At 70.2% G+C, this 13,622-nt stretch carries 12 protein-coding genes; all 12 read right to left on the bottom strand.

Going from position 1 to position 13,622, the window contains the following annotated elements; all coding sequences use genetic code 11:
* Nucleotides 1-115 precede the first annotated feature (115 nt).
* Complete coding sequence (locus tag ABR571_RS14845; RefSeq protein WP_409453980.1) at nt 116-994, bottom strand: oxygenase MpaB family protein; 879 nt, start codon at nt 992-994, stop codon at nt 116-118.
* Complete coding sequence (locus ABR571_RS14840) at nt 991-3,216, bottom strand: molybdopterin-dependent oxidoreductase (RefSeq protein WP_409453979.1); 2,226 nt, start codon at nt 3,214-3,216, stop codon at nt 991-993. The genes ABR571_RS14845 and ABR571_RS14840 overlap by 4 nt, the downstream gene beginning before the upstream one ends.
* On the bottom strand, nt 3,213-3,836 hold the full coding sequence (locus ABR571_RS14835) for a TetR/AcrR family transcriptional regulator (protein ID WP_409453978.1): 624 nt from the start codon (nt 3,834-3,836) through the stop codon (nt 3,213-3,215). The genes ABR571_RS14840 and ABR571_RS14835 overlap by 4 nt, the downstream gene beginning before the upstream one ends.
* Nucleotides 3,837-3,887: 51 nt before the next feature.
* Nucleotides 3,888-4,583, bottom strand: coding sequence for a hypothetical protein (locus ABR571_RS14830; RefSeq protein ID WP_409453977.1), 696 nt, complete (start codon nt 4,581-4,583; stop codon nt 3,888-3,890).
* A 62-nt stretch (nt 4,584-4,645) separates the two neighbouring features.
* Nucleotides 4,646-5,926 carry an MCE family protein gene (locus ABR571_RS14825; RefSeq protein ID WP_409453976.1) on the bottom strand — a complete coding sequence of 427 codons (1,281 nt, stop codon included), beginning with the start codon at nt 5,924-5,926 and terminating at the stop codon, nt 4,646-4,648.
* Entirely contained in the window at nt 5,923-6,987 is a 1,065-nt protein-coding gene (locus ABR571_RS14820; RefSeq protein ID WP_409453975.1) for an MCE family protein, read from the bottom strand. Before ABR571_RS14820 ends, ABR571_RS14825 begins: the two co-directional genes overlap by 4 nt.
* Nucleotides 6,984-8,207, bottom strand: a complete 1,224-nt coding sequence (locus tag ABR571_RS14815) for an MCE family protein (RefSeq protein ID WP_409453974.1) — start codon at nt 8,205-8,207, stop codon at nt 6,984-6,986. Before ABR571_RS14815 ends, ABR571_RS14820 begins: the two co-directional genes overlap by 4 nt.
* Nucleotides 8,204-9,208, bottom strand: a complete 1,005-nt coding sequence (locus tag ABR571_RS14810) for an MCE family protein (protein WP_409453973.1) — start codon at nt 9,206-9,208, stop codon at nt 8,204-8,206. The genes ABR571_RS14815 and ABR571_RS14810 overlap by 4 nt, the downstream gene beginning before the upstream one ends.
* Before the next feature lie 5 nt (nt 9,209-9,213).
* The gene (locus ABR571_RS14805; RefSeq protein ID WP_409453972.1) at nt 9,214-10,413 is read right to left on the bottom strand and encodes an MCE family protein; all 1,200 of its coding nucleotides are present in this window, start codon (nt 10,411-10,413) and stop codon (nt 9,214-9,216) included.
* A complete protein-coding gene (locus tag ABR571_RS14800; RefSeq protein WP_409453971.1) occupies nt 10,410-11,729 on the bottom strand; it encodes an MCE family protein in 1,320 nt (439 codons plus the stop codon). The genes ABR571_RS14805 and ABR571_RS14800 overlap by 4 nt, the downstream gene beginning before the upstream one ends.
* The gene (locus ABR571_RS14795) at nt 11,729-12,601 is read right to left on the bottom strand and encodes an MlaE family ABC transporter permease (RefSeq protein WP_409453970.1); all 873 of its coding nucleotides are present in this window, start codon (nt 12,599-12,601) and stop codon (nt 11,729-11,731) included. Before ABR571_RS14795 ends, ABR571_RS14800 begins: the two co-directional genes overlap by 1 nt.
* Nucleotides 12,601-13,602 (bottom strand): MlaE family ABC transporter permease, encoded by a 1,002-nt coding sequence (locus ABR571_RS14790; RefSeq protein WP_409453969.1) that lies wholly within the window; start codon nt 13,600-13,602, stop codon nt 12,601-12,603. Before ABR571_RS14790 ends, ABR571_RS14795 begins: the two co-directional genes overlap by 1 nt.
* Between the last annotated feature and the right edge of the window lie 20 nt (nt 13,603-13,622).

The following is a 13,622-nucleotide window of genomic DNA, read 5'->3' as shown; positions in this document are numbered from 1 at the left end:
TCCTCCCCGATCGTCGCCACCCGGCAGGTTCGCTCGCCGGCGAGGAACTCGTCGCGCTCCTCGACGGTCATCGCGATCTTGCGGCCGCGGCGTTGCGGTCGGAGTTCGGGCTGGGTCATCGGGCTCCTTCGAGGACGGGTGTCGACGGGGTGTCCCAGCGGCGGCGCGACCGCCATTTGATCAGTAACGCAACCGGTCCCGGCCGCAACGGCGGCGGCATGAGCCGGCGCAGCCCGGCGACGAGCGCGATGAACCGCCGCAGCCGGCGCTGTTCGCGATCGGTCAGCGCGAGACCGAGCCGGTCGGCGACGGCCGGCGGCAGCGCGCCGACGGTCACCAGCCGCGACAGTGCGCCGACCGGCCGGCCGACGAGCAACCGCCACACCGGGCCGAGGAAGCGCAGCGGCGCCGGCGCGGGGATCAGCGACACCGACCGGACGACGTCACGGACGCTGCGGTTGTCCTCGAGTCGGCGACCGGCCGCGGCGTCGATCAGCGCGCAGAACTGCGCATAGGTCGGCGGCAGGTCACCGTCGCGCACGCCCAGCAGTCGGCCGACCTCGAGCCACTCCCGCCAGTACTGCTCGGTCTCGGCCTCGGTGAACGGCGTGCGGAACACCTCGTTGAGCCGGATGACGCTCCACGCGAGCGTGCCGTGCACCCACGCCCACGGCGCCGGCTGCAGTGCCGCATAGCGGCGCCCGGCGTCGTCCACCCCGCGGATCGTTCGGTGCATCACGCGTAAGCGCTCCACCTCCGCGCAGGCTTCCGCGGTCGCGCCGTAGACGATGGTGGTCAGCGACAGCAACGTGCCGTACAGGCGCCGCCACGGCTCGGCCTTGAAGTTCGAGTGCTGTTCGACACCGGCCCCGACGACCGGTTCGGCGACCTGCAGGACCAGCGTCGCGCCGCCGATCAGCAGCCCGCGGTCGTCGGCCATCCGCTGCCAGACCAGCGAGCCGGGACCGGGCCGGGTGAAGACCTCCGACGTCACGTCGCCGCCGCGACGCCGGGGCGCGGCCGGGGAGGGACGGTCACCTTCTCCAGCCGCACGGGCACGCCGTTGAGATGGGCCATCCCGGACAGCTGCTCGAGGTCCTCCGGGCGGGCCGAGGTCAGCTGGTTGACGTTCGCACCGCCGGCGGCGTTGGCCGTGTGCCACCCGCCGCCGGCATGTCCCCAGCCGTGCGGCACGGCGACGGTGCCCGGCGCGAGGTCGTCGCTGCACTCCACCGGCACCTCGATGCTGCCCTCGGCCGACACGATGCGGACGGTCTCGCCGTCGGCCACCCCGGCGCTCAGCGCGTCGACCCGGCTCACCAGCGCCCGGTGCCGGCGCGTGCTGTCGCGAAAGCGCGGCGTGTTGTGCATCCAGGAGTTGTGTGAGCGAACCTCGCGGCGGCCGATCATCAGCAGCGGCAGCTCGGCCGGTGGGGCGGGCGTGTCCAGCAGCCGCTGGAGTTCGCGGACGATCCGCTCGTCGCCGAGGTGCACCCGCCGGTCACGGTGCTTGACCCGCCGGCCCAGCACGCCGGTCTCGACCGCGTCGGCCAGCACGATCCCGCGCGGCGCCGCCCGCAGCTTGGCCAGGTTCAGCCCGCTTCGCCGCAATCCGAAGCGGTCACCGTCGCGCCCGGCCCGCAGCAGCAGGTCGACCACGAGCGATGGGGTGGCCCGCCGCCCCAGTGGCGCCATCGCGCGCAGCACCGACCGCGACACCCGCGACGTCCCGAGCCACTTCGTGAGCAGCCCGGACACCGGCGCGAAGCCGAGTTGCCCGGCCAGGTCGTCGATGATCTGCCAGTCCGCGCGGGCCTCACCCCGGGGCGGGACGACGGCGTCGGCCCACTGCACGAACGGCGTCAACTGGATCTCGCCGAGGGGCAGCGGCAGGTCGTCGCGCTCGTAGAACGTGGCCGCGGGCAGCACGTAGTCGGCGTGCCGGTGGGTCTCGTTGAGGTACAGGTCGATGCCCACCTGCAGGTCGAGGGTGTCGAGTGCGCGCTCGAGCGCCTGCGAGCCGGGAACCGAGAGCACCGGGTTGCCGGCCGAGACGATCAGCGCCCGTAGCTGTCCCGGGCCGGGCGTCTCGATCTCGGGCGCCATCAGCGGGGCGGGTAGCTGTCCGATCACCTCGGGAAGGTCGCCCACCCGCGACCGGTAGGTGTCGAAGGTCGCCACCCCGAGCCGGACCGCGAGGGAGGTGAAGTCGATCGGCGGACGGGCGAACACCGAGCCGCCGGGGCGGTCGAGGTTGCCGGTGACCACGTTGAGCGCGTCGAGCAGGACGTTGACCAGCGTCGCGTGCCGGCCGAGGCAGGCACCGGTCCGTCCGTAGGCCGTCGCCGACGCCGCACCGGCGAACGCCCGGGCCAGTTCGGTGATGAGGTCGCTCGCGATCCCGCACCGGACCGCAGCGACATCCGGTGAGCACTGAGCGGCCGCGGCTCGCAGCGCATCCACGCCGCTGGCCTGCCGCGCCAGCGCGGTCTCGTCGGTCAGGCCCTCGGCGAAGATGACGTGCAACATCGCGAGCAACAGCCACGCGTCGCCGTCGGGACGGACGGCGACGTGCTCGAACGACTTGGCGGTCTCCGTCCGGCGCGGGTCGACGACCACCACCCGCCCGCCGCGGGCGACGATGCCGGTCAGCTTGTCGCGGACATTCCCGGCCGCGACGAGCGAACCACGCGACACGGCGGGATTCGCCCCCACCATGAGCAGGAACGCCGTCCGCGTCAGGTCCGGCAACGGGAAGATCGTCGGGCTGCCGTAGAGCAGCGCCGACGCGACGAACCGGCTGGAGGTGTCCTGGGTGTTCGGCGTGTACAGGTGCTTCGAACCGAGGCCGCGGACGAAGCCGGCCGACCACAGCGCGTGCGAGTGGCTGAACGCCGACGGGTTGCCGGCATACCAGCCGATCGACTCGCCGCCGTGCTCGGCGCGGATGGCCCGCAACCTCGCACCGATCTCGTCGAGCGCAGTCGCCCACGAGATCCGCTCGAAGGTCCCTGACGGTGTGCGGCGCATGGGATACAGCAGCCGGTCCGGGTCGTTCTGCACGTGCAGGAACTCGATGCCCTTCGGGCAGGAGAAACCCTTGGTGACCGGATGCTCGCGGTCGGGCCGCAAGGCGGTCAACGTGCCGTCCTCGACCGTGGCGACCATGCCGCAGGTCGGCTCGCAGATCCGGCAGTACGTCGGTGTCTCGCTCATCGGGCCTCCGTGCCCAGGTCGGGCAGTACGTCCTTCAGGATCGTGATCAGTGCCTGGCTGAGCAGCAACTGCACCTGCGGACGGGTCAGCGTCTCGCCGCGGACCCACTCGCGCACGGCGGCCTTGACGAGGCCACCGTATGCGCGGATGACGGCCCGGTGGGCCGGCAGGTCCGCGGCCAGGCCGACCATCTCGAGCACCTTGCGCGCGGCGGTGTCGTCGGCCTCGGCCAGGATGCGCTCGATCTCCGGATCGTCGCCGACGCCCTCGGCACCGGTCACGGCGACGAAGGTCTTGGCGTGGACGGAAACGGTGTCGAGGAACCAGTCGACGCTGCGCTGGACGCGCTTGCGCAGCGACCCGGTTCCGGCCTCGGCGTCGGCCATCTCGGGCAGCGTGACGAGCGCGCGCACGACCTCGAGGTAGAGGTCCCGCTTCGTGCCGAAATAGTGGTTGAGCAGGCCGCGGGCGACGCCGGCCTCGCGGGCGATGTCCGTGGTCGAGACCGACGCGTACGGGCGCTCGCCGAACAGGCGGACCGCGCACTCGAGGATCTGCTCGCGGCGCGCGTCGGGTTCGAGACGGCGCCGCCGCGGGCCGGCCAGCTCGGCGTACGTCACGTGGGGAGCCTACGTTGTTGGCAGGACGTCAACAAGGCGGTCACATGCTGCTTACTTAGCCAGCAGTTTCGCCACCAACCACTTGCCGTTGTGGCGCTCCAGCTGCATCTGCAGGCGATTGCGGTCGAGCCTGGGCACGCTCGACTGCGAGGTGCGCACCGTCTGGTCGAGGAAGACCACGATCGTCGCTCTGGTCGTACTGGCCGACGTCACGCCGGCACCCTGCAGCGAGGACGTCACTCGGGTCTTGTACTGCACGAGGGTGGGCTTGAGCTTGCTGCTCGTGTCGATGTAGTCCTTCGCGAACTCGGCCGTCATGCCTGTCGTGACCTTCTTGAAGTCGGCGTCGAGGTTGCGGTAGTCGTAGGCGCCGAAATCAAGGGCGAAGGCCTTCCCCGCCTTCAGCGCGCCGGCCCGCGCGTTCGTCAGATCACGTTGGTGCTGCCACGAGAAGTAGCCGATCACCAGCACGACGATGAGCCCGGCCGACAGGACGGCGAGGAGGACGGTCGCGACCAGCGGACCGCGGCCGCGGGCCCCGGCGCCGGCCGGGACGTCGGTCGGTCCCCTCTCGGCGCGCGGCTTCTCGGCCCGGCGCTCCTCAGCCTCGCGCAGGCGGGCCGCCCGCGCCTCCATCCGGGCCGCCTTGGTCACCTTGACATCGGGGGCCGGCTGATCCTCATGGTCGGTGTCGTCGGCGCGCGGGGGCGCCGGCGTCGGGCGCGGTGGCAGGGGTCGATCGCTCATGGGTGGTTCGTCCTCACGTCGGGATCCAGGCGAGCGTAAGCGCTCGATGCACCGAACGGCGGTCACGACCCGGTGCCGGCGAGGAGCAGCGCCTGCCACGAGTTGTCCCCGAACAGCCGGGTCTGGCCCCCCGTGGTGCCGAGCCGCAGCAATGTGCCGTCGCTCGTCGAGACCAGGCCGGTGTCCGGGTCGTAGCTGCCGACCTCGGTGTCACCGGTGCGCTGCGCCGAGGGGCCGAGGGCGACCGTTCGGGCCGTGTCGGTCGTTCGACCCGACGACGCGCGCGGCGCATTCGCCGCACCGCGAGTCAGGGCGGCGCCGCAGCCGACCGCATACACCTTGGACTTCGTGCCCGAGATCGGTGACGTCAGCGGGACGCCGGTGTTGCACATCTGCTCCGACTCGTTGATGTCGGCGATCCCGAGCAGGGTGCCGTTGTGCACCACACCCGGCGCGAGCCGACCGAATGCGGGGACGGCGATCAGCAGGGTGCGCAAGCCCGGGACGCGGGCAACCTGGATCTGGCTGAACGACGCAAGGTTGCCCAGCAGCGCCGTGATCGCCGATCCGTTCTCCGTGATCAGCGAGTTCACCAGGCGAGTCGTCGGCTCGGCCTGCTCGAGGAAGGTCTTGATCGTCGGCGTCTTCGCGGCCAGGGTCGCACTGAGCGCCTTGAGCGACTCGGTGAAGTGGTCGAAGGCGGTCGAGTGGGCGGCCGCACCGTGCAGCAGCGTCGCTCCGTTGTGCAGCAGGCGCAGCATGCTGTCCTCGGTGGACGACAGCTGGTTCACGATGGTCGTCGCGTCGGCCAGGATCGATTTGAGCTGCGGGCCGGTGCCTTGGAACGCCAGCGCGCCTTCGCGGCCGATGACCTGCAGGTCACGGGGGTTGATTCCGTTGACGAAGCGTTCGAGGTCGTACAGCACGGTCGCCGTTTCCAGGGGAACGGTGGTGCGCGCCCGCGAGATGGTGTCTCCGCCGCGCAGGTAACGAGTACTCCGCGTCGGCGGCGGCTCGAGGTCGACGTACTGCTCCCCGACGGCCGACAGGTCGTACACGTGGGCGACCGAGTTGTCGGGCACCTTGGTCCCGTGGTCGATCGCGAGCGTCACCGAGACACCGTCGGCGTGCAGGTCGACGGCCGTCACCTTGCCGACCTGGACACCCCGGTAGGCGACCTCCGCGCCGTCGAAGATCCCGCCCGCCGTCGGGAACTCGGCCCGGACCTCGAACGGGTGGTTGGTGATGCGCACCTTGAGCAGCCCGAACACGGCGTAGCCGATGACGAGTACGGAAATCGCGCCGAAGACGGCGAGCTGGGCCAGGACCATCCGGCGTCTCACGGCGATCCCCCCAGCAGCTCGCGGACGGCCGCGTCGGCCGGTCCGGTGGCGGAGGTCGTCTCAGCGCCGGGATGAATCACGCCACCCTGCTTCGGGTGGGCCGGCGGTGCCTCGAGCAGGAACTGGACGGTCGCGGAGACGTTCAGATAGTCCCCGGGTGCGGCCCGGTTGACCGCCTTGCCCACTGCGATGAGGGAACGGAACGTCGGCAGCAACTCGTTCTGCCGGGCGCGCAGCGCGTCCAGCGTGGGCCGCAGGTTGTCGAAGTCGGCCAGCATCGCGCTCTGGCTGCGGCTGAGCAGCCCCTTCACGGTCGTCCCGAGCCGGCCGACGCGCTCCAGCAGGTCGCGTACCTGCGCGGTGTCGTTGGCCAGCGTCTGCAGCGTCGAGGGGAACAGGGCGAGCGCCTGTTCGATCTCGGCGGTGCCCTTGTTCAGCGCCGCGGACATGGCGGCCAATCCGTCGAGCGTCCGGTCGATGTCGGCCTTGTGCTCATCGAGGTTGGCGATGACCGTGTGCAGCTTGATCAAGGCGTCCCGCGCGTCACCGGTGCGGCCGTGGAAGGCGGCGTTCAGCTCGGTGACGATGATCTTGAGCTTGCTCAGGCCGCCGCCGTTGAGCAGGAGCGACACCGCGGCGAAGGTGTCCTCGATGCCGGGGGCGTTGCTCGTGTTGTCCCGGCGCACGGTGTCGCCGTCGGCCAACCGTCCGGCGGCCGGCGAACCCGCCGAGGTCACTGAGACGAAGTCGTCGCCCAGCGGGGTGGTGAACCGGATCTGGAAGCGCGCGTCCTTGCCCAGCGGGAACTTCTTCTCGATGTTCATCTGCACCGACGCCTGGTAGTCGCGGGTCGTGATCTCAGTGACCTCGCCGACCACGACACCGCCGAGCTTCACCTTGGCGCCCAGCGTCAGGTTCGCGACATCGTCGAACTGGGCCGTCAGGCGGTAGGTCTCCCCCGACGTGCCGGCCGGCGCGGGCAGCCGCTCGAGGCCGAGGCTGCATCCGGCCAGCACGGCGACGGCGGCGACCGCGGCGACCGCGGCCCGCAGCCGGTTCATCGGGACCCCAGGTGATGCGTGAGGTCGAGGTCCGGCGTGCTCGGCACGCCGGGCGGGCCGCCGCGGCCTTGCACCAGCCCGACCTCCGCGCCACACGCGGTGTGCGTCGCGGTGGCCGAGGCCAGCTTCAGGTTGGACAGGATGATCGGCAGCAGCGAGTCGGGGATCATCCCGCAGTACGTCTTGACGAAGTCGGCGCCGTTCGCGGTCGGGTCGAGCCGCCCCCACAGTGCCGTGCAGTTGTTCGGCGCACCGGTGGGCGTGAGGCAGGGCGCATTGGGGTCGATGGCGCGGTTGAAGTTCTGGAAGCCGAGCGGGGCCATGTCGAAGGTCTGGATGAGCGCCTTCTGCTCGCTCATGACGGCCGCGAGCGTGACGTCGAGGTTCTTCACCGAGGCGCCGATGGAGCCGCGGTTGGTGCGCAGGAAGCCCGCGACCTCGGCGAGCCCCTCCTGCAGGTTCGTGACCGCCGTCGCGATGGTCGTGCGCTCGTCGGCGAGCTGGCCCGTCGCGGTGCTCAGGTCGTCGTAGAGCGCGTTGATGGTCGTGTCGTGCGCGGCGAGCTTCGACGTGAGCTGGTCGAGCCCGGTGATCAGGACCTTAAGGTCGTCCGGGTGCGCGGTCAGCGCAGGCAGGGCGGCCGCGATCTGCCCGATGGCGGCGTGCAGGTCGGCGCCGTTGCCGTTGGCGAGCTGCGCGAAGGAGTGCAGCACGTCGGACAGCTCGCCGTGGGCGTTCGCGCCGGCCGGACCGAGCGACTTGGCCAGGTTGTCGAGGCTGGAGTAAATGGAGTCGAGCTCCAGCGGCACCACGGTGTCGCTCAGCCCGAGGACGGCGCCGGCCTTCAGCGCCGGGCCGCCCGTGTAGGCCGGCGTGAGCTCGACGAACCGGTCGCTGACCGGATTGGGCGCCATCAGCACGGCCTTGGCGCCAGAGGGCACCTTCACGTTCGTCGGCAGCGACAGGACGACGTCGACGTACTCGGCGCTCGGTTTGATCGACACGATCTCGCCGCTGGGTACGCCGAGCACGGCCACCCGGTTGCCGGGGTAGAGGCCCGGTGTGGCCGTGAAGCGGGCCGTGATCCGGTAGGTGTCCTGATGGAAGAAGACGCGGTAGACGGTGATCCCGGCTGCGACGGCGAGCACCAGCCCGGCGGCGACCGCGATCACGGTGGCCCGTCCGAACCGGTCGAACACCGCGTTCAGGGCCCGTCTCATGGGCTGCACGGTTTCGTCTGGGCGGCGGGGTTCGCCCCGCACCCGGCGATCTGGTTGTCGGGGACGACGACGGTGGGGGTCAGCAGGTCGAGCCACGGGCCGCTGCCGGTGACGTTCGTGATGTTGACACCGAACTGGCCCAGACTGCGGATCGCTTTCTGCAGCTGCCCCTTCTCCTTCACCAGCACCCCGGTGACCGTGTCGAGGTTGTGCAGCAGCGACGTCAGCTGGGCGCCGTTGCGCGCGATCAGGTTCCTGAGCTCTGCGCCGAGCTTCGCGGTGTCCTGCAGCAGCCGCGTGATGACCGCGTGCCGCTGCTCCACCAGCTTGAGGAACTCGTCGCCCTGCATCAGCAGACCGACCAACGCTCCGGAGTTCTTGTTGAGCGTCTGGACGATCGAGTCCGCCGCCTGCAGGACGTTGCGCACCTCGCCCTGCTTGCCGGCGAGGGTGCTCGACACGTCGGCGAGGCCGCGCAGCGCCGCTTTGACGTCCTGCGGGGCGACGCCGCTTATCGTCGTGGACAGCGTGCGCAACGAAGCCTGCAGCGTGGGCAGGTCGGTCTTCTTCGAGAATTCGCCGAAGGCGTCGAGCGCTCCGAGCAGCGTGTAGGGCACCACCGTGCGGGACACCGGGATGGTGCTGTTCTCCGGCATTCGCCCGGGTCCGGCCGACTCGATCTGCATGAAGAGGTTGCCGAGCACGGTCGCGACCTCGATGCTTGCGGCGCTGGTGCGCCCGAACGCGATGTCGGACTTCACGTCGAACCGGACGTGCACGTGGCCGCCCTGCACCTTGACGGCGTCGACCTGGCCGACGCTGATCCCCTGGACGCGCACCTCGTCGCCGCTCTTGAGACCGTCGGCGTTGGCGAAGTCGGCGTAGTAGGTGGTCGTGGAGTTGATGAACGGCAGGTTGCCGAGATTCATCGCGAGCAGCACCACGGCGGCGACGAGGACCGTGCCCCAGACGGCCACGGCCACCTGGTTCCGCTCGCGCATCGATTTCATCGGCAAACCTGCGTGTGTGCGGTGGACCCGCCGACCCGCCCGTTGGGCAGCGCGAGCGGGATGTTGAGCTTCAGGCCGCTGAGCACGCTGCCCAGGCCGCCCCCGCCGATGCCGGGCAGGCCGACGCCCTGCAGCACCTGGTCGAGCAGGTCGCCGAGGCCGGGGACTCCCCCCTGCTTGAGGAACGCGTCCAGCCCGCCGACGATCTGGTCGACGCTGACCTGGACCGACCCGTAGGTCTTCACGAAGACGTTGCAGGCGTAGATGTTGATCCAGTTGCCGTTCTGCGACAGCCGCGCGAAGGTCTCGAACGCCGAGGCGAAGCCCGAGATCAGGTCGCTGACCGTGCCCGTGTTGTCGCCGAGCTCCTTGGTCAACGACGCGGCGTCGGCGATGTCGCGGGGCAAGCTGTGGTCCTCGGCCTGGGACAGCAGACCGCCGACCGAGCCGACGAGCTGGTCGACCGCGTCCAGCGACCCGGTGATGGCGGGGCCGTCGGTGTGCAGTTGCGATGTCAGCGCGTGCAGCGCCTGCACGGCTCCGGCCAGCTGGTCGTCGTGCTTGGCGACCGTGGTCAGCAGGCGGGACAGGCTGTCGACGACGTCGGAGAAGGTGGTGTCGCGCGCGGCCAGGTTCTCGGTCAGGTCGGCGGTGCGGGCCACCAGGTCGCCGATGCGGTCACTCTGCCCCTGCAGAACGTCGATGATGTTCTGCGACAGCTCGTTGACCTGTTCGGGTCGCAAGGCGCTGAACAGGGGGCGGAAGCCGTTGAAGAGGTCGGTCAGCGAGAGCGCCGGCGCCGTTCGTTGCTGTGGGATGGTGCTGCCGGCGGCGAGGACGGATCCCCCTGCGTCAGTGCGGGTGAGCGCAAGGTAGCGCTGACCCAGCAGATTGGCGTACCGCACGACTGCCCAGGTGTGCGTGGTGATCTTCTGCCGGCGGTTCGCGTCGAAGGTGACCTTGGCGTGGTTCGCGTCGATCAGATCGACGCCGGTGACCTTGCCGACCGCCACCCCGGAGACCCGGACCGGATTGCCGACGCGCAGCCCGGATACGCCGTCCGTCCCGCCGAAGATCGCCGAGTAGCCGTCTGTCGTCCCGGTGTGCGGCCCCGTCAGCGTCGTCAGCTCCATGACGGCGAACAGGCCGGCGACGGCGACGAAGGCCAGCAGCCGGACGATGACCGCGGTCTTCACGGGCCGCTCCGCACGGCGGTTGCGCTACCGCGCAGGACGGGACCGAGCAGGACGTCGACGGTGGCCTCGACCAGGTTGCGCTCGGGTGTCTGGGTGATCGTGCTGGCGGCGGCGCGGACGGCGGCAATCTCGCCGGGGCTGCCGACCGACCCGCTCGAGCCGCCGTAGTTCGTTCCGGTGGCGAGCACGCGGCTCTGCACCGCGGACGGCGCGGATGAGCCGCAGTTGGGGCCGATGGCCCCGTCGTAGTGCGGGCAGTCAGCGCTCGTGTACTCCTTCGGATCCACGATGGCGTGGAAGACATTGCCCTTCTGCCCGGACGCGACGTTGACCAGTTGCGCGAAGTCGGCGCCGGTGAGCAGCAGGTTGGCCTTCAGGTACGGCCCGCTGGCGAGGGTCTCGTTGAAGGTGTCGGCGAAGGTCTTGAACCCGCCGATGGTGTCGGCCAGCGCGTTCGGGTTGTCGGCGAGCGCGGCACTGACCGGAACCTCGTTCAGGACCACCGTCACCAGGTGGTCGACGGTCGTCGGGCTCAACAGCCGCTGCGCGTTGCCGACGGCCACCGGCGCGACGCCGAGAAGGGACGCCACCGTCTGCTTCTCGGCCAGGATGCCTCTGGCCAGCACCAGCGTGTTCGCGAGTGACGACAGCAGGTCCGGCGCATTGCGTGCGAGCTGCTGGGTCACGGTCGCCAGGCTGGTGATGACGTCGTCGAGTTCGGGCAGGTGCGGCGCCAGTGCGGCGAGGTAGCGATCGGCCTTGCCGATGAGGGTGTTGAGGTTGGCGCCCTGACCCGACAGGGCGGTGGCCAGCGCGCTCAGTGCGGCGTCGAGTTGAGCCGGGTGAACGGCGGTGAGCAGCGTGTAGGCGTTCGACAGCGCCGTCTGCAGGCTGGCCGCTGCCGGCGTCCGGTCGGCCGAGATCAGGCTGCCCTGGTGCAGCCGTGCGGTGCCGCTGGGGCCGGTCGGCAACAGTTCGATCTTGGTGTTCCCGAACAGGGACGCAGGAACGGCCACGGCCGTGACCGATGCGGGGATCTTCCTGGCGGCGACCGGGTCGATCTTGAGGGTGGCCCGGGCGCTGCCGTCGATCTCGCCGGTCGACTTGCTGACCTCGCCGATGATGACGTTGCGGTAGGTGACGATGTCACCGACCTCGAGCGCGTCCCCGGCCTGTGACAGCTCGGCCGCGACGGTGATCTTGTTGCTGAACGCGCCGCTGAACGACTCCCAGACGAGGACGACACCGGTCGCCATGGCCGCGGCCAGCAGCAGCCCGAGCAGGACCTCCAGCGGTCGGTTGCGGATGCGCTCCATCAGCCGCCGCCCAGCCGCACGCCGTGCAGTCCCCAGAACAGCATCGTCATGAGAACGTCGCTCGCCGCGATGATCACTGTTGTCGCGCGGATCGCGCGGGCAGTGGCCCGGCCGACGCCGGCCGGACCGCCGGAGGCGTTGTAGCCGTAGTAGGTGTGGATGATCGTGATGAAGACGGTGAAGACCATCACCTTGAGCACGGAGTAGAAGACGTCGATGTTGCGCAGGAACTGGTTGAAGTAGTGCTCGTAGGTTCCGACCGATTGGCCGAAGAAGACGACGACGGTGTACTTCGTGGCGATGTAGGAGCCGAACAGCCCGACGAGGTAGAGCGGCACGATGACGGTGAACGCACCGATGATGCGGGTGGTCACCAGGTACGGGATGGATGGGATCGCCATCACCTCGAGCGCGTCGATCTCCTCGCTGATCCGCTGGGCGCCGATCTGCGAGGTGAACTTGCAGCCGATCTGCGAGGCGACCGCGATGGCGGCGATCAGGGGGGCGATCTCCCGGGTGTTCCCGTAGGCCGAGACAAAGCCGGTCAGCGGGGCGATGCCGATGATGTTGAGGCTCTGGAACCCCTCGACCCCGACCTCGACACCGATGAACAGCGATTCGGCCACAACCACGCCGAGCGTCCCTGTGAAGGTGATGAACAGGCCCGTGCCGAGGGTCAGCTGGCCGATCTGGCGCTGCACCTCCTGGCGGTAGCGCCGCAGCACCATCGGGATCGCCTTCAGCGCGCGGAAGGTGAAGATCACCATGTCCCCGAGGAACCGCAGGCTGTTCTCGACGGCGCCCACCCGGCGGCCGACACCGGCCAGCAGGTCACGGCTGCCGCGGGGCATCACGTCGGCGAGGGTCGCCATCAGAAGGTCCGCTGGGGAACGACGGCGAAGAAGATCTCGGTGATCACCAGGTTCATGGCGAACAGCGCGATGCCCGTCACGACGACCGACTGGTTGACGGCTTCACCCACGCCGGTCGGGCCCCGCTTCGCGTTGAGTCCCTGGTAGGCCGCGATCATCATGGCGACGAGCCCGAACACGGCCGCCTTGATCTCGGACGTGACGAAGTCGGCCACCGTGGCGAACTGGGTGAACGAGCCGAAGAAACTGCCCTTCGTCCCGTGCAGGGCGGCGAGGTCGAAGATGTACGCGCTGCCGATGCTCACGAAGATGACGACGAAGTTGAGGAAGGCGGCGACCAGCACCCCCGCCACCATGAGCGGCGCGACCAGCCGGCGCAGCGGATTGAGGCCGAGGACGATCATCGCGTCGATCTCCTCGCGGATCGTCCGCGCACCGAGCTCGGCACACACGGCCGAGCCGCCGACGCCCGCGAGCAGCAGCGCGGTGACGATGGGCGACGCCTCCCGCAACACGCCGATGGCGTCCGCGGCGCCCACGAACGAGGTGGCGCCGATCTGGGCGGCCAGCGCGCCCACCTGCAGTGCGATCGCCACCCCGAGGGGGATCGAGACCAGGATCGCCGGCAGGAGCGCCACACTGACGAGGAACCACGACCGCTCGACGAACTCGGTGAACTGGAACTTGCGGCGGATCAGATCCGCGCCCAGGCCGTACAGGGACGCCGCGAACATGCTGTACAGCCCGCCGACCGCCTCGAGGGTGCGCCGCAGGGTGCTCGGCAGCGCGGCCGCGAACCGATCGGCCAGGGTGGTGTGCGTGCGGTAGTCGGGCGCGACCCACTCGCGGGCGACGGCGGGGCCGGTGGGCGGCATGAGCGCGGTGTCGACCGGTTCGCCGGGTTCGCTGATGACCGCGGTGTCGGAGCCTGAGTCGAAGGCGTGAGCGAGGAAATCCTCCTCAGCGGGAGGGGCGGGGACGGGCCGCCGCCGATCGCTCATCCGCCTGGCACCTCGTCATC

Source organism: Jatrophihabitans sp., assembly GCF_046262535.1.
Taxonomy (GTDB): Bacteria; Actinomycetota; Actinomycetes; order Mycobacteriales; family Jatrophihabitantaceae; genus Jatrophihabitans.
This window is presented reverse-complemented; position numbering and strand designations above follow the sequence as displayed.